This window comes from Colwellia sp. 6_MG-2023, assembly GCF_030547765.1.
Lineage (GTDB): Bacteria > Pseudomonadota > Gammaproteobacteria > Enterobacterales > Alteromonadaceae > Colwellia.
In genome coordinates this window covers 53254-79739 of the sequence record NZ_JAUOPP010000002.1, presented here as the reverse complement: position 1 = coordinate 79739, position 26486 = coordinate 53254, and the positions used below count along the sequence as shown (strand labels likewise).

At 36.6% G+C, this 26486-nt stretch carries 20 protein-coding genes; 13 read left to right on the top strand and 7 right to left on the bottom strand.

Features of this window, described 5'->3' with window-relative positions; genetic code table 11:
* Nucleotides 1–54: 54 nt before the first annotated feature.
* Together epmB and Q4503_RS02055 are read left to right on the top strand one after the other, a co-directional pair.
* Complete coding sequence (epmB, locus tag Q4503_RS02060; protein ID WP_215973133.1) at nt 55–1083, top strand: EF-P beta-lysylation protein EpmB; 1029 nt, start codon at nt 55–57, stop codon at nt 1081–1083.
* A gap of 76 nt (nt 1084–1159) precedes the next feature.
* A complete protein-coding gene (locus tag Q4503_RS02055) occupies nt 1160–1471 on the top strand; it encodes a hypothetical protein (RefSeq protein ID WP_215973132.1) in 312 nt (103 codons plus the stop codon).
* A gap of 15 nt (nt 1472–1486) precedes the next feature.
* On the opposite strand, the gene Q4503_RS02050 is transcribed toward Q4503_RS02055, so the two are convergent.
* Nucleotides 1487–2554, bottom strand: a complete 1068-nt coding sequence (locus tag Q4503_RS02050; RefSeq protein ID WP_303601265.1) for a YeiH family protein — start codon at nt 2552–2554, stop codon at nt 1487–1489.
* A gap of 129 nt (nt 2555–2683) precedes the next feature.
* Between Q4503_RS02050 and Q4503_RS02045 the strand changes: the two genes are divergently transcribed.
* Nucleotides 2684–3565, top strand: coding sequence for a LysR substrate-binding domain-containing protein (locus Q4503_RS02045; RefSeq protein WP_215973130.1), 882 nt, complete (start codon nt 2684–2686; stop codon nt 3563–3565).
* On the opposite strand, the gene Q4503_RS02040 is transcribed toward Q4503_RS02045, so the two are convergent.
* From Q4503_RS02040 to Q4503_RS02030, 3 genes are all read right to left on the bottom strand, one after another.
* The gene (locus Q4503_RS02040; protein ID WP_303601264.1) at nt 3558–4067 is read right to left on the bottom strand and encodes a DUF3016 domain-containing protein; all 510 of its coding nucleotides are present in this window, start codon (nt 4065–4067) and stop codon (nt 3558–3560) included. The two genes, Q4503_RS02045 and Q4503_RS02040, sit on opposite strands and share 8 nt — an antisense overlap.
* A gap of 158 nt (nt 4068–4225) precedes the next feature.
* Nucleotides 4226–4762, bottom strand: coding sequence for a redoxin domain-containing protein (locus Q4503_RS02035; RefSeq protein ID WP_215973128.1), 537 nt, complete (start codon nt 4760–4762; stop codon nt 4226–4228).
* A gap of 112 nt (nt 4763–4874) precedes the next feature.
* Nucleotides 4875–6047 carry an MFS transporter gene (locus tag Q4503_RS02030; RefSeq protein ID WP_303601263.1) on the bottom strand — a complete coding sequence of 391 codons (1173 nt, stop codon included), beginning with the start codon at nt 6045–6047 and terminating at the stop codon, nt 4875–4877.
* A gap of 163 nt (nt 6048–6210) precedes the next feature.
* Between Q4503_RS02030 and Q4503_RS02025 the strand changes: the two genes are divergently transcribed.
* The 4 genes from Q4503_RS02025 (at nt 6211) to Q4503_RS02010 (ending at nt 12112) form a co-directional block, all read left to right on the top strand.
* Nucleotides 6211–7122: a LysR family transcriptional regulator gene (locus Q4503_RS02025; RefSeq protein ID WP_303601262.1), complete on the top strand. Its 912-nt coding sequence runs from the start codon at nt 6211–6213 to the stop codon at nt 7120–7122.
* Between the two features lie 276 nt (nt 7123–7398).
* A complete protein-coding gene (rapA, locus tag Q4503_RS02020) occupies nt 7399–10317 on the top strand; it encodes an RNA polymerase-associated protein RapA (protein ID WP_303601261.1) in 2919 nt (972 codons plus the stop codon).
* On the top strand, nt 10317–11000 hold the full coding sequence (gene rluA / locus Q4503_RS02015) for a bifunctional tRNA pseudouridine(32) synthase/23S rRNA pseudouridine(746) synthase RluA (RefSeq protein ID WP_303601260.1): 684 nt from the start codon (nt 10317–10319) through the stop codon (nt 10998–11000). The genes rapA and rluA overlap by 1 nt, the downstream gene beginning before the upstream one ends.
* Nucleotides 11001–11119: 119 nt before the next feature.
* A complete protein-coding gene (locus tag Q4503_RS02010) occupies nt 11120–12112 on the top strand; it encodes a DUF3530 family protein (protein WP_303601259.1) in 993 nt (330 codons plus the stop codon).
* A gap of 135 nt (nt 12113–12247) precedes the next feature.
* Here Q4503_RS02010 and djlA read toward each other — a convergent pair whose 3' ends face one another.
* Nucleotides 12248–13069: a co-chaperone DjlA gene (gene djlA, locus Q4503_RS02005; protein ID WP_215973123.1), complete on the bottom strand. Its 822-nt coding sequence runs from the start codon at nt 13067–13069 to the stop codon at nt 12248–12250.
* Nucleotides 13070–13187: 118 nt separating this feature from the next.
* On the opposite strand from djlA, the gene Q4503_RS02000 reads away from it, so the two are divergent.
* From Q4503_RS02000 to Q4503_RS01975, 6 genes are all read left to right on the top strand, one after another.
* Nucleotides 13188–15587 (top strand): LPS-assembly protein LptD, encoded by a 2400-nt coding sequence (locus Q4503_RS02000; RefSeq protein WP_215973122.1) that lies wholly within the window; start codon nt 13188–13190, stop codon nt 15585–15587.
* 46 nt (nt 15588–15633) lie between these two features.
* The gene (gene surA, locus Q4503_RS01995) at nt 15634–16941 is read left to right on the top strand and encodes a peptidylprolyl isomerase SurA (protein ID WP_215973121.1); all 1308 of its coding nucleotides are present in this window, start codon (nt 15634–15636) and stop codon (nt 16939–16941) included.
* A 2-nt stretch (nt 16942–16943) separates the two neighbouring features.
* Nucleotides 16944–17936 (top strand): 4-hydroxythreonine-4-phosphate dehydrogenase PdxA, encoded by a 993-nt coding sequence (gene pdxA / locus Q4503_RS01990; RefSeq protein ID WP_303601258.1) that lies wholly within the window; start codon nt 16944–16946, stop codon nt 17934–17936.
* A gap of 21 nt (nt 17937–17957) precedes the next feature.
* Nucleotides 17958–18845, top strand: coding sequence for a 16S rRNA (adenine(1518)-N(6)/adenine(1519)-N(6))-dimethyltransferase RsmA (gene rsmA / locus Q4503_RS01985; RefSeq protein ID WP_303601257.1), 888 nt, complete (start codon nt 17958–17960; stop codon nt 18843–18845).
* Nucleotides 18846–18865: 20 nt separating this feature from the next.
* Nucleotides 18866–19717: a symmetrical bis(5'-nucleosyl)-tetraphosphatase gene (locus tag Q4503_RS01980; protein ID WP_303601256.1), complete on the top strand. Its 852-nt coding sequence runs from the start codon at nt 18866–18868 to the stop codon at nt 19715–19717.
* A 262-nt stretch (nt 19718–19979) separates the two neighbouring features.
* Nucleotides 19980–21998, top strand: coding sequence for a methyl-accepting chemotaxis protein (locus Q4503_RS01975; RefSeq protein WP_303601255.1), 2019 nt, complete (start codon nt 19980–19982; stop codon nt 21996–21998).
* Nucleotides 21999–22123: 125 nt separating this feature from the next.
* Here Q4503_RS01975 and Q4503_RS01970 read toward each other — a convergent pair whose 3' ends face one another.
* Together Q4503_RS01970 and Q4503_RS01965 are read right to left on the bottom strand one after the other, a co-directional pair.
* A complete protein-coding gene (locus tag Q4503_RS01970) occupies nt 22124–23590 on the bottom strand; it encodes a tetratricopeptide repeat-containing sulfotransferase family protein (RefSeq protein WP_303601254.1) in 1467 nt (488 codons plus the stop codon).
* A 91-nt stretch (nt 23591–23681) separates the two neighbouring features.
* The gene (locus tag Q4503_RS01965) at nt 23682–26243 is read right to left on the bottom strand and encodes a TonB-dependent siderophore receptor (RefSeq protein ID WP_303601253.1); all 2562 of its coding nucleotides are present in this window, start codon (nt 26241–26243) and stop codon (nt 23682–23684) included.
* Between the last annotated feature and the right edge of the window lie 243 nt (nt 26244–26486).

Below are 26486 nucleotides of genomic sequence, written 5' to 3'. Positions count from 1 at the left end.
ATACCCAATATACTACACAGCATCTAAGGTAAAGATCATAAGTTGAAATAAGAATTGTCGCAGATAATAACCCAAATTGACCCTAAATTGCATCTTTGTGATGAAAATTCATGGCAAAAAGACCTTCGCCAAGTCATTACTGACCCTGAAAAGCTCTTAACATTGCTTGATATAAATAGTGCTGAGTATTTACAACATTTCAACGCCAAACAATTATTTCCTGTTCGAGTACCTTTGCCTTTTATCAGTCGTATGAAAAAAAGCGATTTTAATGACCCTTTACTCAAGCAAGTTATGCCGTTATCTAATGAGTTTATTATGTCTGATGGCTTTAGCACAGATCCTTTAGAAGAACACGATACGGTTGCTGAAGGCTTACTACATAAGTATAAAAATCGGGTATTGATGATTGTTAGAGCAGGTTGCGCCATTAACTGCCGTTATTGCTTTCGCCGTCATTTTCCCTATCAAGAAAATAGTCCTAACAAACAACGATGGCAGCAAGCATTAATCTATATTGCCGAACACTCAGAAATTTCAGAAGTCATTTTTAGTGGTGGCGATCCTTTAATGGCCAACGATTCTCACTTAACTTGGCTAGTTGAGCAAATTGAAGCCATAACGCATGTAAAACGTCTGCGTATTCATACAAGATTACCTGTCGTTATCCCTAGCCGTATTACTAAGGGTTTAGTCGATTTATTAATCCGTACCCGCTTAAAAGCAACTATGGTTTTACATATAAACCATGCTAATGAAATAGATGATAATTTTGCACAAGCACTAGAGCCATTGCGTGAAGCTCGCATTCCCTTATTTAATCAAAGTGTATTACTCAATGGTGTCAATGATAAAAGCGATACGCTAATCGCATTAAGTGAAAAAATGTTCGATATTGGTATCATACCTTATTATCTTCACCTTTTTGATCCTGTACAAGGCGCTGCCCACTTTGATGTAACAGAGAAAAAGGCGGTTAAAATAGTTAACGAAATGCTTGCGAGTTTACCCGGCTTTTTAATGCCTAAATTGGTACGTGAAATTGCAGGTCAAACTAACAAAACACCAATAAATCTGACATAATTACTATTAATAACGACTGCTAATAGCAACTTTTGATATTAGCAATTACTCTCGACTAGACAAATAAAGAAAAAATATGACTACTAAAGCGATTGAACAACAATTAATTGAAAATATTTCGTTGATTCTAAAAAGATCATTAACCGCTGATGCAACATTGGCAGACTTGCGTGAACATAAAAAAGCAGGGTTTGAAGCTATTTTTAAAAAAGATGCTGGTTTCACATGCTCAGCTGATACTTTTCAACCTTATGTCGAAGAGATAGCGGATGATTTATTACAATGGCAAGCAAACAAAGAGAATTCGAAATTACTAATTCCTTTAGTTAAAAAAATTGAACAATTATTCACTGTATTGGCTGGCTTTGAAAAAACTCATAGCGCTTAATAAGCCGTATTTCGGCTAACGAATAAGGTAATATGATAAGACATATCCAGACGTCATTAGGTATAAAAATAAAACACTCGCAAGATAAATAGGCTTAAAACCTACACCTTTAAATTTATTTAAGCGTGTCTCTATACCTAATGCTGTCATGGCCATTGTTAGGGCAAAATTATCCAGCTGATTGATATTATCCACCCAAGTTATTGATAAAATATTCAGTGAATTAAAGCCAACCATGGCAATAAAGCCTACAGCAAACCAAGGGATCGTAACTCCCCCTTTCTGCTGCCGGTTATCGTTAATAACATATTGTGCTTTATTACCTTGCTTAGCTAAACTTGCCAGCCAAACACCTAATACTAGTAAGAATGGGGCTAGCAGCATAACGCGTAACATTTTTACAATAACAGCTGTGTTAGCAATATCATCACTCATTGAAGCACCGGCACCAACCACATGAGCTACTTCATGTAATGTAGCTCCAACGTAAGCTCCCATCGCTTGTTCTGTTAACCTTAAACTTAGCCCTAAAAAGTCCTGTTGATACAAGATCGGATAAATAAACATAGCAATAGTGCCAAAAATCACTACCGTTACCACTGCAATACTGGTTTTATAAGCCTCTGCTTTAATTACTGGCTCAGTTGCCAATACAGCTGCGGCACCACAGATTGAACTACCAGCACTAATTAAAATGCTGGTATCGCGATCTAACTTTAATATTTTTGTGCCAAACCAATAGCCAAAAATAAAAGTACTTATTACAATAAAAATACTCAATAAAACGCCTGCAAAACCAACTTGTACAATATCTTGAAAAACTAAACGAAAACCATAAAAAACAATACCGGCACGTAATAAGGTTTTAGTCGAAAAGACAAGTCCTCCGTGCCAAGCATTAGGAAACTTGTCACGTAAGCTATTACCGTAAAATATACCAACCACAATGCCTATAATTAACGGGCTAATAGCTAACTCTTTAAAAAAGGAGAGTTCGGCTAAATAAGTCGCTGCCATTGCTAATAGCGCGACAAACAAAATTCCATTAAGTGTATTTACTCGATTATCTTTGGAAAACGGCATTGCATTCTCTCTCATCATTCATGTTAAGCATAATATATAGGGAGAACTTAAATAAAAAAAACAGATGTTTTTAATGTATTATATTAAAAATATTAATATATGATGACCTAGTAAATTGTGAAATAGCAGATGAATATAACATTAAAACAATTAACCGTATTTACCACCACCGCAAGGCTGAGTGGTATAACAAAAGCTGCGCAAGAGTTATCTATGACACAGTCTGCTGCTAGCCAATCATTAAAAGAATTAGAAAATATATTAGGCTACCCGTTATTTACTCGCCATGGCCGTAAGCTAGTGATTAACGCACATGGGCAAATGCTATTAAGTAAAGCAACACAGATGTTAGTATTGCAAGAACAAATTCAGCAACCCACTACAACCGAGTTACAAGGAGAATTAAAAGTAGCTGCCAGTGTTACTATTGGTTCATATGTTATGCCACAACTGCTAGCCGAGTTTATAGCAATACATCCTCAAGTAGAGCCAAAACTCTTCATAAGCAATTCAGAGCAAGTCACCGAGAAATTATTAGCTGGACAAGCCCATATAGGTTTAATTGAGGCACCACTTTCACATAAATCATTAAATTTATCAGCTTGGCGTAATGATCAACTCGTTGTTTTCTGTGCCAAAGATAATGTGTTGGCCAAACAAAAAAAATTAACATTAACAGAAATGTCACAACAACGTTGGATACTACGAGAACACGGTTCAGGCACACGTGCAGTGTTTATTAATGCTATGCAACAACTAGGCGGTACAATTAACCACAGCATGGACTTAGCGAGACAAGAGGCTATTAAGCAAACCGTTAAAGCGAATTTAGGTTTAGGAGTATTATCATTATTGTCGATACAAGAAGAACTAACACTTGGAATATTTAAGAGGCTAGAAACGCCCCTTAATTTAAATCGTCAATTATCCATTATAGAATCAGAGCATTACTGCCATGACCCTCTTGTAAGCGCCTTTCATACTTTTCTTCAAACGAAGATAATTAGTTGACTTGCATAGTAATATGGTTGTCAAAGGTTTCCAAAAACCACTCATCAAGCATGTTCTTCTCATAACCTAATGACTCATTTCTATATCTTAAACGACTTCCCATCAAAAAACTCATATCTTTGAGAATCACTTCAGCAGACTCAATTACATTACCATCGGTACTCACTAATTGATAAGAAAAATTAATTCTAGGGAAATAAATATCTTTAACAATTCTAATTTGATCTATGCCTCCAGCCATTGTATCACCGGCTAAGTCAACATCAGTGACATCAATTTTTAAAACTTGCCCTTCTGGAAGTTTCTCAGCAAGTTTGGCAATGTGTTTTTCTAAATTATAAAAGGTACTTTCACGAAAATGTTTTCGACTACCATTACTTGGTCGAATATCACGATATTTTTCATAATTGGTCCAAGTCACCTCTGATGTCGCCGCATAAGCAAAACCAGAAGATGATAGTGTAATAAACAAACTAAATAATATTGTGGTTAATATTTTCATCACTCTATCCTATTGTTACTGGGTATAGGCTATTAAAGCATATTTGCCGCTACAACATTGTAAAAAGATGTAACAACATAACAAGCAAAACAACACTATCAATAAAATATTTGTGTGTGCTTTAAGGCTAGTAGTATACAAGTCAAATTAACGAAATATTAATAAGTCACTGTGCCACGAATTGGATATCCTTCTTGGTTACGAACAAAAGTTAAACCTCTTACCACAACATCTAATTCTGGACGTAGAAATGGTGTGTTAGAAATATTTACTGCTTGAGTTATGCCTTCATCATTAACAATAAACAGTCCGGGTTCAGCAAAGTTATGATCAGTTTCTTGCTCTGAGCGCGGAGCTGAAATATAAAGCCCTAATTGCTGCATTTGCTGCTCAGTTAAACCGTAAGCAATTGGATAAGTTATTGATAATTGTTCCATAGTGCCTGCAAGCTGAGCTTTTGAATCAGCTGAAATAGCTGATATGCTCACCCCTATGGCCTTTAATGCTTCTTGATGTTCTTCTAATAAATTTAAGTATCGAACACATAGTGGACAATGCTTACCTCTATATACAATAATCATCTGCCAATCAGCACCGCTATGTGCTTTGCTCATGTCGACAATAGTACCGTTAAGCAATGTTGCTTCAATAGTAGGGAAAATATTACCAGCTGTTATTTTTACTGAATTTGTCATAATCATCTCTTCATTTATGAATTTTACTGTTATTACTAAGTGAGGTAAGTCTAATACATGCAACATTTAGCCTATTCATGCTAACAACTAACAAAATTTAAACATCAATGCGTTATTTTTTTGCTAATGAGTTAAACGTAGCACTAATAGCAATAAATATAACACTAACTATCACAACACCAGGCCATTGATAAAGCGAAAATGCTTTAACGCCCGCAATAGAGCCAAGCGCGCCACCAAGATAATAACCTAACATATAAATACCATTAATTCGGCTTTGTGCACTTGGGTCGATACTAAATACACGCACTTGGTTGGCGACTTGAGCACTAAAAATGGCAAAATCGATTAAAACAATACCGATAATTAAAGCAATTAAATTTCCTGTAAAGACACCCGTGATAGCAAAACCTATTGCCGCAAGTATCAGCACCATCATGATTAATTTTTTAGAGCCTAAGGTATTAACCCATTTACCTGATGATTTTGCACCGATAACACCCGCTAATGCAATAACACCAAATAAGCCAGCTTCTTGTGCGTTGTAATTAAAAGGCATATCACTTACATAAATCGCTAGTGTTGCCCAAAGTACATTAAAAGCAGCGAACCAGAAAGCGCCGGATAAAGTATAAATTTGTAATGGCTTATGCTGAACAAATAAACTGACGGTGCTTTTAATAAGTGCTAAATAAGGTAAATTACTTTGCGGTTTATTGCTTGGTAAAAATAGCTGTAACAAAATACCAAATATTGCAGCTAAAACTGCTGACATAATAAAGACACTACGCCAGCCAAACTGCTCACCAACAAAGCCACTTATCGTTCTTGAAAGTAGAATGCCAAGCGTTAATCCCATCATTAACGTGCCCAAGGTCACGCCTTTATTATTGGTTGATACCATAGAAGCTGCGAATGGTATTAACTGCTGAGTAATATTGGCACTAACACCAATAAGAAAAACTGCACTCAATAATATAGGTAAACTTGGTGCAATTACCGCAACTGCACAAGCAACAACTAAAATGCACGACAAAATACTGATTAAACGCCGACGGGCAATAGAGTCACCTAACGGGGAAATAAATAGTAACGCAAAAGCATAACCAAATTGGGTAAATGCAGGAATGCTGCCTAATTGTGAATAAGTTAATTTATACTCATCAGCAATAAGCGGTAAAATCGGCTGGCTGTAGTACAGATTTGCCGCTGTCGCAGCAATAGCAGTAGTCATCAATAATAATATAAACCGGCTCAACGACTGATTTTCTTCAGGATTCGTCATGTTTTTCTTGCGTAGGTAAATAAATAATTTATGGATAGATAATAGGCCTTATTAAGAGATAACAAAAATGATAGTATTTTATTGAATCTATATAAAAACTGTATAGACAAAGTTTTAATGCTCACGGCAGAAATATAAGGCGAAACTACAAATTGAATCAGCTATGGAATTAAAAATACTAAAAAGCTTTATTGCCGTCGCTAAGCACAAAAGCTTCTCAGACGCCGCTCGCGAGTTAAATACAGTTCAGCCCGCTATTAGTCGTCATATTTCTGCCTTAGAAGCTCAGCTTGGAGTAACTTTATTTAATCGTAACTCCCGAGATGTAGCAATTACTGTAGCCGGTGAACAGTTACTAAAGGATGCTACGGCCATTTTATCCTTAACTGAGCAAGCGACAGCACAAGTAAAACTTGCACACAATGGTCAAGTAGGCTCGCTGAATATTGCCTATTTAGGCTCTGCATGTTTATCCTTCATGGCGACCTTAGTGCGGGCTTATCGCTCTCAATTTCCATATGTACATGTCACCTTATTTGAAATGACCGCAACTGAACAAATTGAGGCCTTAAAAAATGAAAAAATAGATATTGCATTTTCAAGGCCTCTACCTAGTTCAATTAATGACGAATTTATTAGCCACTGTATTTACATTGATAAATTGATTGCTATCGTTAATCAAAACCATGCCTTGGCAAATAATAAAAGTATCAATTTAGCGCAGTTAAAAGACGAACAATTTATACTTTTTAATCGTGATGAAGCACTTGGATTATTTGATGAAACAATAATACATTGTAAAGAAGCAGGGTTCTCACCTAACATAATCAGCCAACCAAGGCACATGCAAACCTTAGTAACTGAAGTAGCTGCAGGGTTAGGTGTTGCGATTGCCCCATACTGTATTCGTAAGTTATACAGTGAAGGCTGTAGTTTTATTGAGTTAAATAATGTAAATACGCAAATTCCACTGCACATTCAGTATAAAAAAATCGATAATAACGCAACAGTAAATGCTTTCATACAGATAGTGCTAGCCGCCAAAAAGGAAATAAAACACAATATGACTAGATAACCTTAGACACAAGGATATGTTTTTTAAATAAACAAGACTGTTCCCTCCAGAATATTATTTAGTATCAAGAATATATATTATTTTTCTATTAATAATATAAGTATTTACACATCGATAATGAGCATTGATTTAACAAATAACGAGAAAAAAACACTAAACTTTATTAAAGCTAACTATGATTATGAATAGCGAAAAGGTACTATAGCGCCTTTTTTTAATGCTGTTCATGCAGCATCGTAATTTTTGTTAAATTTATAGTTTTTGGAGTTCTTTTTTATGCCATTTCAGGTAGGTCAGCGTTGGATAAGTGACAGTGAGTCAGATCAAGGGTTAGGGACAGTTACAAATATAGAGCACAGGTTCGTTACAATCGTCTTTACTGCCACTGGTGAATCACGTCAATATGCCAAAGCGAATGCTCCTTTAACACGTGTTATTTTTAATCAGGGTGACATAATTCCAAGCCACGAAGGCTGGACATTAAAAGTAACATCAAGCTCTGAAGAACACGGTATTATTACTTACCACGGCATAAAACAAGGTAATGATCTAAACGAAGAAATTTCGTTAAAAGAAGTGATGATAGATCACTTTATAAAATTTAATAAACCGCACGACCGCTTACTTAACAGCCAAGTTGATAGACTCGACTGGTTTCGCTTGCGTAAAGACTGTTTACGCCATCAGTATGAGCAACAACAATCTGAATTAATGGGCCTAACTGGTGCCCGCGTTAGCCTTATTCCTCATCAACTTTATATTGCTGACGAAGTGGGTAATCGCTTTGCTCCTCGTGTTTTACTTGCCGATGAAGTAGGTTTAGGTAAAACCATCGAAGCAGGTTTGATAATACATCAACAGCTTGTTAGTGGGCGCGCAAAACGTATTTTGATCATAGTCCCTGAGTCACTAATGCATCAATGGTTAGTAGAAATGCTACGTCGCTTCAATTTAAGCTTCAGTATTTTTGATGAAGATCGTTGTGATGAAGTCGCAGGTGAAGATAATGTAAACCCATTTAGCAGTGAACAATTAGTGTTAGTTAATTTAGGGTTTGTCACTAAAAATCCTAAATGGTACGAAGAACTAATTAGTGAAGACTGGGATTTAATGGTGGTAGATGAAGCCCATCATTTAAATTATCACAAAGAAAATCCAAGTATTGAATATCAATGCATTGAACAATTAGCACGAGTAATTCCAGGTGTATTATTACTTACCGCAACCCCCGATCAATTAGGCCATGAAAGTCATTTTGCTCGCTTACGGTTACTTGATCCTGATAGGTTTTTTGATTACGACAAGTTTATAGAAGAAGAGTCTCGTTATAGCGAAATAGCAGACGCAGCCAATGCTTTAGTTGAAGGCGAAAAACTTTCGTCTGATCAAGAAAAGACCTTATCAGCATTACTAAAAGAATCAAATATTAGTCAACAGCTAACGCAGCTAAACGATAGCAATGCTGATGTCCAACAAAAAGTTCGTAAGCAATTACTATCTCAATTACTTGATAGACACGGCACCGGTCGTATTTTATTTAGAAACTCGCGTAATACAATTAAAGGTTTCCCTGCGCGTGAAGCACACCCAGCACCGTTAATTATGCCTGAGCAATATCAAGAGTCATTGAATGAATTTATGCTAAGCGGTTGCCCTGAAACATTGGCTAACTCAAAACAAGCTAAGTTCGTTTTCACACCTGAAATGCTATACAGCTTAGATCATCAAAACGAAGTATGGACCGACTTTGATCCACGTGTTGATTATTTAATTGATTTACTACAATCATTAAAAAAAGAAAAGGTCTTAGTGATTTGTGCACATGCACAAACAGCGATTGACCTAGAAGCCGCTCTTCGTATTAAAGAAGGTATTCGCTCAGCAGTATTTCATGAAGGTCTATCGATATTTGAACGCGACAAAGCTGCCGCATATTTTGCCCAAGATGAAGACAGTGCACAATTATTGCTTTGCTCAGAAATAGGCAGCGAAGGACGCAATTTTCAATTTGCGCATCACTTAGTATTATTTGATTTACCAAGTAATCCTGACTTATTAGAACAACGTATTGGTCGCCTTGACCGCATAGGGCAAACCGAAATTATTCGTTTGCATATTCCTTATTTTCAAGACTCGGCACAACACTTATTACTTGACTGGTATCAGCAAGGAATGCAAGCCTTTGAACATACCTGTATTACTGGCCGCGTAGTTTATGAAACATATGGTGAACAGTTATTGGCTTTAGCATTAAGTGACCAACAAGTTTCTAATCAAGCCGAGCAACTCGTTAGTGATAGTTGGAAAAAGCACTGCCAGTTAAAAGCAGAATTAGAGTCTGGCCGTGATAAGTTACTCGAATTAAACTCATCAGGCCAAGGCCGTGCTTATGAGTTAGTTGAAAAAATAGAGAGGAATGACAAACAAATTCATTTACCGCAATTTATGTTTCAAGCGTTAGACGTGTTTGGTGTGCAGCAAGATGATAAAGCAGACAATTCAATCGCATTAAATCAAAGCGAACACATGCTTAATAGTAATTTTCCATGCTTACCAGAAGACGGAACGACTGTTACTTTTGATCGTAATACCGCCTTAATTAACGAAAACTACCAATTACTAACTTGGGATCATCCAATGGTTAGAGGTGTACTAGATTTAGTACTTAGCGACGAAATTGGTAATGCAAGTATAGGGCTATTAAAAAATGAAGCCTTACCTGTAGGTACTTTCTTTTTAGAATGTTTATTCACTGTCGAAGCAACGGCACCAGCGCACTTACAATTAGGCCGTTATTTACCAACCACACCGATTCGAATTTTAGTCGATAAAACAGGTAATAATCTTGCTGATAAAGTAAGTGAATCTGTTTTAGATAACCAATTAGCACCAGTTAAAAAGCAAATAGCTTTACAATTAATTAAAGCGTTAAAATCTCAAATTGGACCGCTAGTCACTAAAGCTGAAAGTCATGGTAAGCAACAAATTAAAGCTATTCAAACAAAGGCATTAGAAAATATGCAAACTAAGCTTGAACAAGAGCAGCAAAGATTAACGGCATTAAAAGCGGTTAACCCAAGTGTTCGACAAGCCGAAATTGACTTTATTGCTCACCAACAAAGTCAATTAACGCATTATATTGATAAAGCCCAGCTCACTTTTGAAGCCGTACGTATGATAGTAGTGACCCATTAATGGCTGCTAATCCAGACTTTATTTATACACCACCAATGACACCTTATCTTGATATTATTTTTCAGGATGAGGACATTGTTGTACTAAATAAAAGTAGCGGACTATTAAGTGTTCCAGGGCGCTTACCTGAACATCAAGATTGCTTACAAAATAGAGTGCAACGCGTACTACCCACAGCAACTGTGGTGCACCGTTTAGATATGGCAACTTCTGGTATTATGATTATGGCGCTAAATAAACCTGCCCATGTTTCTATTAGTCGACAGTTTGAACAACGAAAAACTAAAAAAAGCTATATTGCTCGTGTCTATGGTCAGGTAAAAGATCAAGCAGGTAGTGTAGATTTACCATTAATATGTGATTGGCCAAATAGGCCAAAGCAAAAAGTGGATCATGAAAATGGCAAACAATCATTAACGCACTATCAAGTACTAAGCTACAACGACTTAAATTCTGGTGAAGAAAGTAGTTTAGTTGAATTAACGCCTGTTACAGGGCGTTCTCATCAATTAAGAGTGCATATGCTAGCGTTAGGGCACCCTATTTTAGGTGATAGATTGTATGCGCATAAGCAAGCTTTAGCCGCGAGTTCACGGTTAACATTACATGCAAGAAACTTAAGCTTAGCGCATCCTGTAACAGGAGAATTACTCAATTTTGTTGCCCCTTGTCCATTTACTTAATACATTGAGTTAATACTTTTAACTTATAGGCCGATATATATTTATTGATCATTAGGTAAACTAACTTTTAAACTAATATTTCAATCATTATTCGATACGGCTTAAAATTAAGGAACACTGTGCGAGCATCATTAACGTTACCCAAGCTAATTATATTTTTTTTATTACTACCCTGGTTAAATATTAATGCTGTCGCACAGCAAGACGCTGCAACTGCAACAAATGATAATGCCAAACAAATGTCAGAGGATATAGCAGCGAAAGAAGCAAATGCAGATGCCACTGCAGCAAAAGATACTCAGGCGCCAGCGCCTGAAATTATTCCCATACCACCACCAATTTCTATTGCACAACAATACAAAGACGATCTAACACACTATTTACCTAACAAAAATGTAAAGCCATTATTAGCTGGTGCTGACGATTACATTACTTTAATAACTGAAAACACCACTGTAAATGATAAAGGTGTTGCAATTTTATTACCTGATTGGCAGCAAGGTGCGACTAACCCCAAAGCTATCAATTTTTTACGAAACCAATTACCTCAACATGGCTGGACTACCATTAGTATTCAGCCAATGGACAAACCCAAAAGCTATCCTTCTAGCGCGATAAGAATTGATACTCAACAAGAAGAAAATCAACGCATTATTGATGACTATAAAATAAAACTCGCCATAATGCTCAATGCTGTGCTCGACAAAGCAAAAAATTACCCTGGCATTCTCATGATTATAGCTCAAGGTAATAATGGTGCACTACTGGTAGATCTGTTGAGTCAAAAAAATGGGCAGCCCAGTATAAGCCAAGCACCTAACGCACTTATATTATTAAGTAGTTATATGTTAACAAACCAGCAATTAATTGATGAGGCTAACACTCGTTTTGCAAAAAGGTTAGCGGCTAGTGAATACCCTGTTCTAGACTTATACCTAAGAAAAGATAATCACATTGCGCTATATAAAGCTAAAGAACGTTTGTTATTGTCTAAGCAAGAGATGAAAGCCTACTATCGTCAGCGCCAATTAAACAATAGTGCCATGGGATATTACCCTGAAACAGAGCTACTTACTCAAGTGAATAGTTGGTTAAGATCCATTGGATGGTAGGGTTAAATAAAGAATACTCTCCTTCAAACGACCAACAGAGAGCACTTCTTTATTTGCTCAAGAAACAGCTGACCGCTGCATAAATAGCTTAAATCGAGTTCAGATGACTAAGCGTTCTATAAGTAAGTTAATTTACTATGCTTGCTTTGAAATCAAATCGTACGCAGCTTGAATATCTTGCGTCTTCTCTTTTGCTGCCTCCATCATTGCAGGTGGCAATCCTTTAGCAATTAACTTATCTGGGTGATGTTGAGACATAAGCTTACGATAAGCTTTTTTAATATCACCTTTGGAATCGTCTTTACTTACTCCTAAAATTTTATAAGCATTATCTAACTGTCCTGCGCTAGTTGGTGCATTTTCACCATTAAATTGCTGATAACTTTGCCCTGATTGCTGATTAAAAGCGGCACTGGCGATAATCATCTCAAGTAAATTATCTAATTGACGAGCTGAGTAACCTAAAAATTTAGCGGTAGTATGTAAAACTTCACGTTCTTTCGCGTCTAAATCACCATCAGAGAAAGCGACTTGAATTTGGATCTCTAAAAACATCAAGCGTAAATCATGACGATTACCACAAATACGCTTAAACTTTCTTAGGCGATCTTCTAATGGAAACCCTGTGGTTTTCCCTTCTCGAAACGCATCTTGTGCTTGTTGACGTAACTCACTGGTTAAATTAAGTTTATCCATGTAAGCACTGGCAAAAGCTATTTCATGATTGGTTACCTTACCTTTTGCCTTCGCAACATGCCCCATAACCGAAAATGTTGTGTAAAAAAAAGCAGCTTGCCGAGCAACGTCATCTTCTTTTCCACCTGTAACACCATCAAAATCAAATCCGCGTCCACGGTCAAACATATGCCCTAGCCAGACACCTAATAACGCACCAAATAAGTTTTTACTTAACATAAAGCCAAACAAAAACCCTAAAACTTTGCCCCAAATACGCATTTTTTAATCATTCTCCTACACTTTATGTGCTATTTGCTTGCTTCTCGTAGCTAGAAACGTATATTTCCTATATCATATACGTTTCATTGCGCATATTTAAGATAACATTTACAAATAAATGCATTTTCTCCAATTATCCCTTATTTTTATTGCTTCTGTTTCTATGACATTTTCTATGTCTACGTTAGCTGAAACAACTATTGAAAAAAATAGTGAAGTAGATTCCGAAACAGATGAGTTATTTCAGCTCCAGTGTCCTATTCCAATTTATATTCCTATGGTTACCAATGGACCAAAGATAACTGACGATAGTATTAATATTACATCTAGCTATGCCAGTATTGAGAAAGATCAAATTGCCAATTTCAGCGGTGGCGTTACGCTTGTTGATAAGAATCAAATGATACAAGCAGATCAACTTAACTTTGATCGTTTATTAATGACATTTAATGCCACCGGCAACATACACTACCAAAATCAAAATATCGATATTCATGCAAGTGAACTTTATGCCAGCAAGAAAGAACAAAAAAGTACAATGCTTGATGCTGCGTATCAACTTTATGGTAATCCTGGTCATGGTAGTGCTAACGAATTACAAATAAGCTCAAAAGAAGGGCTAAGTTTAGCTGGCTCAACTTATACAACCTGTATAGGGGATAGCCCTGCTTGGCAAATAAAAGCCTCAGAAATAAAAATATCTGCTGATGGTAATGAAGGTCAAGCTTATCATGCGCAAGTAAGACTGTTTGATACACCCGTTTTATACTTACCTTATTTCACATTTCCAGTATCTGACCAGCGAAAAAGTGGCCTTTTATACCCGAGAATTGGCAGTACAACTAACTCTGGAATAGAGATTGAAACTCCATATTATTGGAATATTGCTCCTAATATGGATGCCACTATTACCCCTCGCTATATGTCAAAGCGTGGTACGCAATTAAAAACAGAGTTCCGTTATTTATCAGGGCTGCAAAGTGGCAATATTGATATAGAATATCTTCACCGAGATAACGAGCTTAAATCAGATAATTCTGCCCGCTACCTTGCCAGATTCCAACATGTGGGAACATTTTCTAATAATTTCCGTGCTTACGTAGATTATACCACTATCAGTGATGAAAATTATTTAATTGATATTGGCTCTAATCAATACAATTCAAATGATGCCTACTTATATCAAATAGGTGAGTTATCTTATTTTGGTGAGCAATGGCAAACCACAATGAAATTACAAGATTTTGAAGTATTAGGTAATCACCAAGCAAGTTATAAAACGTTACCACATATTGAAATTTCAGCCCAAGACCCCTTTACTTTATTTTCTGAACAAGGCTTATCTGGCCAACTAGAGTTATACTCAGAGTTAACCAGTTTTGAAAGTGATACCAATGACCAAGTAAACGCAAACCGCTATCATGTTGAAGCCGGAGTTAGTTTTCCTTACTCGACACCTGCTTGGTTCCTAAATTCAGAATTTAAGTTAATGCATACTTATTACCAGCAAGATAATATTCAAGCGGGAAGTGAGTTAAGCGAAACAGTTAGCCGAACATTGCCGAAAATACGCTTCCACGGCGGTGTGAACTTTGATAGAACATTATCACTGTTTAACAGCAGTTATACTCAAACAATAGAGCCTCAAATCCAGTATTTGTATATTCCAGAAAAAGATCAATCAGATATTGGGTTATATGACACCTCGAATTTACAAGACGACTTTAATGGCTTGTTCCGAGATAGAAGTTATAGTGGTTTAGATCGAGTCGCTAGTGCGAACCAATATACTTGGGGTATTACTACACGAATTCTGAATGAGTCAAACTTAGAAGTTTTTCGTTTAAGTCTTGGTCGCATTCAATATTTATCAAGTAAAAACTCTGCTAACTTTATTAATTCTCTTAACTCTTTAGACTATCTGAGCTCTATTAATACGAGTGATTCTTTCGATGAGATACTCGTTAATAGCGATAATGATCCAAGTGTGCAACAATCTTCTGTTGCTGCAAATTTATTTTATCGATTAAATCATAAGTGGCAAATGAGTAGTGATATACAATACAATACGATTGATAACTTCACGAATAAGAGTCAAGCGGCTGTAAATTATCAAATTGATAAATATAATTCAGTTCAATTGAACCATAGGTACACTCGTAATGTCTCAGGTAGTAGTTTAGAGCAAATGTCATTACTGGCAAACGTTGCAATTAATCGAGATTGGGCTTTTGTCGGACGTGTTACACAAGATTTAAAAGAGCAGCGTAGTATAGAAAGCTATACAGGCATACAATATGAAAGTTGTTGCTGGGCTGTACGTATAGCGTACCATAGGCATATAAACTCAAACTTAAACGATGGATTTTCTAATGAAAATCGAGATGAATTTAATAGTGGTTTAGAGCTACAGTTCATCATAAAAGGGCTAGATGGTAAGCAAGATACCATTGGCACACAAGATATGTTTAATTCAAGTATTTTTGGCTATAAACGTCCTTACTATTTACAAAACTAAACATAATTACAATTTATAATGCACCATAACCAAGATGTAATAATTCATGAAAAATTTAGCTACTTTTTTACTTAAAACGTTAATATTAACCACTGTTCTTCATTCTAGTTTACCAATAGCACAAGCCGAAGAAAAACAACTAGACAAAGTTGCTGCTATTGTTAACAGTAGTGTTGTACTTGAATCTGAAGTACAAAGTTTATTAGAGAATATTAAACAGCAGGCAATAAAAAATAATCAAGCACTCCCATCAAACAATGCGTTACGCACACAAGTGATGGATAAGCTAATCAATGATAGCTTAACCTTACAAATTGGTGAACGTATGGGCGTACAAGTCAGTGATGCTCAATTAGATCAAACAATCACAAATATGGCGATGGAAAATAAACTTACCTTATCTCAATTTCGTCAATCGCTTATTAATGATGGTACTGACTATGAAAAATATCGTGAAAGCGTTCGTACTGAATTAATTTCTGGTGAAGTCCGTCGTAATAGTGTGCAACGTCGTATTCATATAGCTCCGCAAGAAGTTGCTAACTTATTAGAATTAATGAAAGAGCAAACCACCAATGATGTTGAATATAATCTTGGACATATATTAATAGAATTCCCTTCTGATCCAACTCAGGCAGAGTTGAATTCAAATAAAGAACGTGCCGATAAAGTAATTGAATTACTAAACAATGGCTCTGATTTCAAAAAAATTGCTATTGCTTCATCAGGTGGTGCTAATGCCCTCGCCGGTGGTGATTTAGGTTGGAAAAACATTAATGAAATGCCAACACTTTTTTCTGAATTAATCGCAGGAAAAGATAAAGGCACAGTTGTGGGCCCTATTCGTACAGGTTTAGGTTTTAGTATTGTTAAAATACTTGATATTCGTGGTCGTCAAATAGTAGAAGTTGAAGAAGTTAAAGCTAGCCATATATTAATAAAACCATCTATTATTTTAAGTGAAGAAAAAGCAGAAGCACAACTTCAAGCAATACTAGATAAAATTAAAGCGGGTGAACAAACCTTTGCTGAAGCAGCTAAAGAATTTTCTGAGGGGCCAACCTCAGTTCGTGGCGGTGATCTAGGTTGGGCTGATCCAAAAAGCTATGACCCTGCATTTAAAGAAGCACTCGCTACTATGCAACCTGGTGAATACCACAAACCATTTCGCTCTTCATTTGGTTGGCATATTATTCAATTAAATGATCGTCGTATGGTTGATGCTACTTCACAAATGAATCAAAACCGAGCCTATCAAATTCTTCATAGTCGTAAATTTGCCCTTGAAGAAGCGCGTTGGATGAAAGAAACTCGCGATGAAGCTTACATTGAAATTTTTGAACAGGATAAATAAGCATGACTAAACGCATTGCTATTACACCCGGTGAACCTGCTGGTATTGGTCCTGATTTAGTGCTTAAAATTGCTCAGCAACCTTGGCCTACACAAGTTGTTGTTATTGCGTCGAAAGCATTAATGGAACAACGTGCTAAACAGCTTAATTTACCTATTACACTGATTGATTATGATGCTAACGCAAAAGCAGCACCTCAAGCTAAAAGTACCTTAACTATTATAGATATCCCCTTAGGAGCTCCTGTAATTGCAGGTACTCTTGATACAGAAAATGGTACTTATGTTGTCGAGACTTTAAGGATAGCAAGCGAGAAAAACATATCAGGTGAATTTGATGCTATTGTTACCGGCCCTGTCCACAAAGGCTTGATTAATAAAGCTGGCGTACCTTTTAGTGGCCACACAGAGTACTTTGCCAACCAAGCTAATTGTACTGACGTGGTAATGATGCTGGCAACTGAGGGTCTACGTGTCGCTTTAGTAACAACACATATTCCTTTAGCCTATGTATCTAAAGCAATCACATTTGAACGTTTGCAGAAAGTAACTCGTATTCTTCATCAAGATTTAAAAAGTAAATTTGGTATCGCATCACCAAAAATCTATGCCTGTGGTATAAACCCTCATGCAGGTGAAGACGGACATTTAGGGCGTGAAGAAATTGACGTAATGGAGCCTGCTTTTGCTGAGCTTAGAGAGGAAGGTATGAATATTATTGGGCCTTTACCCGCTGATACTATTTTCCATGAAAAATACCTAAATGATGCTGATGCCATTTTAACCATGTACCATGATCAAGGCTTACCTGTATTAAAGTACAAAGGTTTTGGCTCATCGGTGAATATAACGTTAGGTTTACCTTTTATTCGTACTTCTGTTGATCACGGTACCGCACTTGAGCTTGCAGGTACAGGCGATGCTGATGCCGGTAGTATGATGGAAGCAATGAAAACGGCTATTCATTTAGTCGAAGTAGCAAGCCGTGCTGGATAGCCTGACAACTAGAGAATATTTATGAACAGTAAAACCCACTTAGGTCATCAAGCTAAAAAGCGCTTTGGTCAAAATTTTCTTCATAACGACGCCGTAATCAGCGACATAATTGATGCAATTAACCCTGAGCCGGGTGAGAATTTAATTGAAATTGGTCCAGGGCTTGGCGCACTAACAGAGCCTGTAGTTGAGCGAGCCAAAAAATTATCTGTAGTAGAATTAGATAGAGATCTTGCGCATCGGTTACGCCATCATCCTTTCTTAGCACCGCATTTAACCATATATGAAACTGATGCATTAAATTTTGATTTTGCACAGTTAGCACAAAGTGAAAGTGGAATAGAAAACCCATTACGGATTTTTGGTAACCTGCCCTACAATATCTCTACGCCATTAATCTTTCATCTTTTAACCTTTAAAGATAAGGTTAAAGATATGCACTTCATGCTACAAAAAGAAGTGGTCGAGCGCATGGCGGCAGAGCCTCATAGTAAGGCGTATGGCCGTTTATCAATTATGACACAATATCAATGCCAAGTTATTCCTGTGATGGAAATAGGTCCTGAGGCTTTTAAGCCTGCACCTAAAGTGGACTCTGCTATTGTGCGTTTAATACCACACAAAACCATAAAAAATCCTGTTAAAGACATCACAGCACTTAACACTGTATGTTTAGCAGCCTTTAACCAGCGTAGAAAAACCATACGTAACGGCTTTAAAAAATTAATCAGCGTTGAACAGTTAGATAGCCTTAATATTGACGCTAATCTTCGTCCTGAGAATTTGACACTAGATGACTTTATTATGCTTGCTAACTTCATTGTGGACAATCCTCCCGAGAAAGCGATTGAAAAAACTAATAAAAAACAGTCTAGGCGTGCAATAAATAGAGAGAATCAACAAGTTTAATTATTAAAGAGAAGCGTTAAATGGCAATTTACTTAGTTGGCGACATTCAAGGATGTTATAGTGAACTTAAGGCACTATTAAAGAAAGTTGCTTTTAATCAAGAAGTTGACCAACTCTATTTAGCGGGTGACCTTGTTGCTAGAGGCCCAGATTCTTTAGCAACCCTTCGTTTTGTCAAGTCACTTAAACATTCTGCAAAAGTTGTACTGGGTAACCATGATCTACACCTACTTGCCGTATATGCTGGTATTAAGAAAGTAAAAGAACAAGATAAACTTACTTCATTACTCGCTGCTGATGATGTTGATGATTTAATGAACTGGCTAGCCCAACAACCACTGCTACAACAAATTGGTAATGATAATGCTTATATGAGCCACGCTGGGATTTCTCCTCAGTGGAACTTACAGCAAGCAATAACACAAGCAAATTTCGCTCAAATGAAACTTAGTGCTGTCACAAGAAATTACTGGCTGTCTGCTATGTATGGTGAGCAGCCTGATGATTGGCAACAGGCAAAAACAGCAGAAGAAAAATTTCGCTATACTATAAATTCATTTACCCGAATGCGGTACTGCTATCCCGATAAGCGATTAGAATTTTATAATAAATCGGCACCCGCAACACTCACTTCAAAACTTGACTCGACTGAAAAAAAACAAGAAACTTTATTACCTTGGTACGAAATATCACCAACAATAAAAAAAAGCACTTGGGTTTTTGGCCATTGGGCTGCACTTATGGGCAACTGCTCAGTACCTAATGTTTATGCATTAGATACGGGTTGTGTTTGGGGAAAACATTTAACAATGCTACGTTGGCACGATAAAAAAACCTTTATAGAGCAATCTCACCTAAAATCCGCTAAATAAAACTCATTTTAGGGGTGAAAAAGTTTAATACCTTGATATACTGAATTAATTGATGATGCTTATTATCAATATGCCTTTTAAAAATGAGCAAGAATTACGGTCTCTATAAACAAAATGCTCTGCTTAAAAGTTTATGCCGAAGCCGTACTAATTTAACATTAACTCAAAATAATGAAGTGAAATAATACAACATAATCATTGTTAGATAGAGAGCTTCCTAATCTTTAACTAATGATTTTATTCAAACTAATTGGTGGTATATATGAATTTAACTGTAGCAATGAAAATAATTGGTGGTTTTACCATCATTTCAATTCTACTGATTTTAACCAGCGTAATTTCCTTACTTAACTTGAATACGATTAGCGACTCTACTCAACAACAAAACCAATTAGCTATTCCTACCTTAAAAGGAAGTAATAAACTTGCTTTAGCATTAGAAAAAATGGAAAGCTCTACACTAAGAGGTTTTTATCAAACAGATCTTGATTTATTAGCAGAGAACTTAAATCGCTATAGAGCGATAAATGCGCAATTCATGCCAGAATTTAAACAATTAGAAGCATTAGTGCAAAATGAAAATGAGTTAATGGGAAATTTAAATCAAGTATCCCAGGTATTTAGCAGTCTTGAAAAAAATGCTCTTTCAGTTTTCAGCAATCGTAAAATTTCTATTGAACAAAGCATGTTATTAAAAGAAAAAGTCAGTGACTTAGAAGACAAAGCTGATGATGCTGTCACATTATTACTTGACTTAGCTGACCACCGGTTAGCTGAAACTAAATTACAACGCGCTATTAGTTTAAGCGAACAATTAGAAAATCAATTCAATGCTATTGTATCTTCATCTTTAGAGTATCGAGATATTAATTCAGACAGTACTGCTGACCTAATAGAAAGTGAAATTTCGTTTAGTTTAGAAGGGGCTCAATCTTCAGTAAACGAAATTATAGCTGAGTTAACAATGAACAATATGGAGAGTATTGCAGAAGAGTTATCAGATGCTTTTAGTGAGCTAGAAGAATTACTCTCCTCCGATGCAGGCACTATATTTCATAAAAAATCTCAGTTAACTGCAAATCACGAAGCCAAAGCCATGTTAGCAGCTTTAGAGCAAGACACAATTCGCGCAAATAAGATTTTAGATACGCAAGTAGAACTAGCAAATCAAGCAACCCTAGCCTCAGGGAAATTAGTTAAAAGCTCGGTAGAGAGTGGTAATAAACAAACTATTATTATTGCAATAGTGTCAATAATCATTGCTTTTGTTATCGCACGTTTTACCTTACTAAGTATTACTCGCCCACTAAGTCGTGTAAATGACATGCTAAATATAGTATCTTCTGGTGATCTTTCACGAAAACTAGATGAAACAGGTAAAGACGAATTTGCGCTCTTAGCAAAAAACTGTAATGTACTTATTGATAGTTTACGTAGTCTTATCGAAGGTATTGTAAACCGCTCAGCACAACTTGCTGCCGCAGCTGAAGAAACATCAACAGTAACAGCAGAAAGTACCGTTGCAATAGAAGAGCAACGTAACCAAGTAGAACAAGCCGCAACAGCAACCACAGAAATGAGCAGCACCGCTAAAAGTGTTTTATCTAGCGCTAATGATGCCCTTAACGAAATTAAGCATGCCGATGATGAAGCAGAGCGAGTCAAAACAATTTCTGGTCGTAATCGTGAAACCATTGAACAACTGGCGACAGAAGTTGACTCTGCTGCGCATGTAATTAACCAATTACAACAAGATAGCGCTTCTATTGGCGGTATATTAGATGTAATTCGTGCCATTGCCGACCAAACTAACTTACTTGCTTTAAATGCGGCTATTGAAGCTGCACGTGCCGGTGAGCATGGTCGAGGCTTTGCTGTTGTTGCTGATGAAGTTAGAACGCTTGCGAGTAGAACACAAGAGTCTACTGCAGAAATTCACACTATGATTGAATCTTTGCAGTCAGGTGCAGAAAAAGCAGTATCTGTTATGGATACAGGTAAAGCTAAAGCGAGTGATTGTGTAACGCAATCTAAAGAAGCGGATCGAGCACTAGAAACAATTACGCATGCGGTACATGAGGCTTATGATCGTAGTTCACAAATAGCGACAGCTGCAGAAGAGCAAAATGTTGTTGCACATGAAATCAGTGAAAACCTTGAGTCAATCGTTGCTATTGCTGAACAAACGACTGCAGGCTCACAACAAACAGCCGCCTCAAGTAGTGAAGTTGCACGTCTTTCGGAAGAATTACAACAATCAGTACAAGAATTTAAATTATAAACAAAGCTTATTAGTAAAAAGCCTGCATTGTGGAAATAATGCAGGCTTTTTTATTTTAAAATGCTGCACAAACGTGCTCAACTAACATATCAATGCTCATCTTCTTCGCCAATGGCACTCAGAAATTAACACAATTCATTAAAACAAGCAGGAAGGTATTTTTGGTAAGGTAACCACGCCTTAGCTATATTATTCTTTAAACCATTACGTAATTGTATATCACTCAGCGTATCAATATGACGCGATTTGTGTTCAAAGCTTAAGCACTCTTCTTGATAACTTAATGAGCAAAAGCCCAAAAGCTTGGTCAGCGATTCTTTAGGAGATGCGACAAGACTTTCATAACTTATATTATAAATAAACTCTGGCAACACCTGCTGCCAATGAGACATCACTTGCTGATAGTTTTTATGGTACAGAACTATTTCAGACAATGAACAGAAATAAGGCTCGGGTGCATCAAAATGATTAGTGAATATGGACCAACTAACATCTTTCACTGCACGAGAAATATGAATAACTTTCGCATATGGAAAAAGCATTTTAATCAATCCGATAGATTGATAGTTTGCAGGCATTTTATCAATAATAAATTTAGCTTTGGGTGCCAAGGCTTGCATATTAGTTAAATAATGGTGAGCTAATGACTCACGCTGCTTCACAGTTAAATGTGCACACCCATAAGGAAACTCTTGTTTAGTTAGTTGCCAAACTCCCTGAGCAATATCTCCAGCTAAAAAAGGTAATTCACCGGCAGAGTTAATATCAGTATGACTAATTAACATTTGCTCTAACAGAGTAGATCCTGAACGTGGCTGACCAACAATAAAAATTGGCGTTAATAGAGGTTTCTTTATTTGTGATAAATTCACCGCTTGTTCTTGTTTTATTTTATTTATAAAAGTAGATGAAAAAACCTTCATTAATTGCGAGAAGTAGTTTTCCATATCGTCAACCGAGAATGATACTTGTAACGCTTGTAATTTATTGGCTTGAGTAAAATGGTAAAACGCTTGTTTATAATTAGACGATTGTTGATATAACTGTGCAAAGGCATAATGAAGTAACACCTGCTCTTTCTGGGTTAAATCATTGGTTTTATCTGCCAATTTATCTAAAAAACTTTGTGCATGATCATCAAGTATAACTTGTACATTTATTCGAACTTTTAAACAAAATGCTCGAATATTATTAGGTGCTATAAAAAAGAGTACATCGAGATATTTTTTCGCTTTAACCAACTGATTCGACTGACAATAAAAAATAGCTAAGGATAATAACGTCGTTATACTATCTTTTTTAATCTCATAAGCTGTTAATAATGCATGCTCCGCCTCTTCAAAACGCTGCAGCTTTTGACAAGATTGAGCTAATGATAGCCACAAAGGTGAGGCATTAGCCACTAACTGCACACATCGTTTGAAAATATCATAACTAGGCTGATAACTATCGAGCGCTAAGGCAACTTTACCCAATCCCCATAATGCATCAATATTATTAGGGTTTTGTGTTAGTAACTGCCGATATAAGGACTCAGCTTGTTTGATTTTATTCTGTTTCAATAGCAAATTAGCTTGAACAATTAAACTCATAGTTTGTGCTTTATTCTCTTTATTAACTTAAGGCTAATAAAAACCCCAGCAATTGCTGGGGCTTTGGCAGATAACATTTAATGTAAAGACATTAGAAGTTATATGTCGCTTTTACATAATAGTAACCACCATTGAATCCAAAAGGAGATGTTTCATAATAAACACCACCCCATGCTCTATCATCACCACCATCTTGACGGTTGATTTTAGTTGCTTGTTCATCAAAGATGTTTTGCGCACCAACAGAAACAGTAAATGCGTCATTTATAAAATAGCTTGCTTCAGCATCAAATAATAAAGCCGCATCACCATCACCAATTGTCGCATCGTAATCTACATGAACACCTTGATATTCACCGTAGTAATTACCACGTACAAAGAAGCTAAAGTCATCATAGCTTTGTGACCAGGTTAATGTAGCTCTATGGTTAGGTAAATCATTTTCTAAGCGAGATACTTTAAAATCTCCGGTAACTTCGCTATAACTATCAACTTCCGTTTCATTATAGTTATAGGCGAAACTAAACACTGAATCCCCCTCAAATAATGCTGTCGAGTAGTTTGCTATTAAATCAATACCTTGCGTAGTAGTATCAAAATCATTAGTAAAGAAACTTACTTGTTGAATTGAATCTACATTTGCTACACCCGCTAATTTTAATGCTGCTTTATCACCTTCCGTTAGGCTATATTTATCCGACTGAGATATACGATCTTCAACTTGAATGTTGTAATAGTCAAGTGTAATAAATACCTCTCCAATATTCCAAACAGCACCTAAAGTATAACTTTCAGATTCTTCTGGTGTTAACTCAGTAGCACCTAATTGTTGTGCAACAGGGTTAGTAGCAGGTAGTAATGCAGAATCCGATAATACCCCGCCATCTAACGATGTTTGTACATTTGAATAGTTTGCTTGGCCAACCGTTGGGGCACGGAAGCCCGTACTTATTGAGCCACGTAATGAAAAATCTTCAGTTACGTTATATTGAGCGGTGATCTTATAATTTGTATCATCACCAAAACTACTATAATCCTCATAACGAAGTGCTGCACCTAACAATAAATCTTCTGTGATTTCTGCTTCAACATCAACATAAAATGCATAGTTTTGACGTGAAAAAACACCTGCAGACTCCGGTTTAAAACCAGGAAAACCATTAGAACCAATACCGAAGCCTTGATCTGTATATGGCCCTGCAATATATGAATCTACGTCTCCAGCGGTTACTTCAAAAGATTCCGCATGCCACTCATACCCAGCCGCAACCATTAAATAGCTGATGGAATCAAGTTCTAGCTCTTTATTAAAATCAAGATTAAATGTTTTTTCTAATTGCCTATGCTTACCCGGACTAAAATCTCTCCCCGTTTCAGGACCCAAAGAAGCATTTAACGTATCATAAATGACATAGCTGGACTCATTCATACCAACAGAGCCACTCACATCATACATAACGCCATTGTCTAATTCACCACGTGTCCCCATAGTTAATGAGGTGTCAACAATGTTACCGCCAAAGTTTGGAGTGAAACCACCCGGCAGCATTTCATTGAAACTAAAACAGTTATCATCATTGACTACATTATTAATGTAGTCATCTTGAGTTAATACATTATCTGTCGTTATGTTGACAGGGCTACAGCTTCCACCAACACCGATACCATCCAAGTCAGCAATTAATAAATTTGGATTTCCGTCCTCATCAGTGTCGCCATTACTATAGACGCCACCGCGAGTATGAGGATTACGATAGTAAAAACCGCCACGTACATCACGCTCAGAGAAGTTACCAAACATGTAAGCTTCTTTATTATCACCTAAATCTAAACCTGAATTGATAAAAATAGTGTAGTCATCTTCAATTTTTGGCGAGCCCCAAACTTGAGCAGGATCTTCTATACCTTCAACACCAACAGCATCAAAAGCAGCAGCATCTGTACGCTGCACACTTCGGCTTGTAGCATCAGAATTTTTATATTGGAAACTAGCATTAATGAAGCCATCTTTGGTCAGCTCCATACCAATGTTACCTGATACTTCAAGCGTATCACCATCACCTTCATAGTAAGAGCCGGCTCTTACCGTTAAATTTCCACCGTCTGAGTCATCCTTTAAAACAAAGTTCATTACGCCGGCGATAGCATCACTACCATATTGAGCCGCAGCACCGTCACGTAAAACTTCCACTTGCTTTAATGCAGAGCTAGGAATAACTGAAATATCAGGCCCCTGGGCACCATCATTTATGCCACCACCAAGTAAAGCGATAACAGAAGCACGATGACGACGCTTACCATTGACTAAAATTAAGGTGCTGTCTGAAGATAATCCGCGCAGGTTAGCTGGTTTTACTAAACTTGCTGCATCTGAGATAGGGTTGCTATGAACATTTAAAGAAGGAACACTTCCTTTCAATAATTCAAGCATATCTGTATTACCACCTTTCGCTAATTCATCACCACCGATAATATCAATAGGTACGGGTGAATCATTTACAGATCGCGGTGCGCCACGTGAACCAACAACAGCAATACGCTCTACTTTTTCTTCTTTTACTGACTCAGCTTCTTCCGCTGCATACGAGGGTGCTGTGCCTAATGCTACACCTACAGCTAAAGCTAATGTAGTGGCTCTAAATTTTGTTGACATGATACTTCCTTCTAAAATTATTATTTTTAAATTAGTTACTTACTTTTAAACTCAAAAGTGGAGTACTAATTCTTATATTTTTTATATTTTTTATATTTTTTTTATTTTTTTTATTTTTTTTATAGTACAGCGCATTGAATTTTTCATGTGCCGCATGAATCAGTACAAATAATACTAATCACTACCTATTTATAATGTAGTGTTTCAATACTTACAAGGTATGAAAATTAATCCATAATAAAA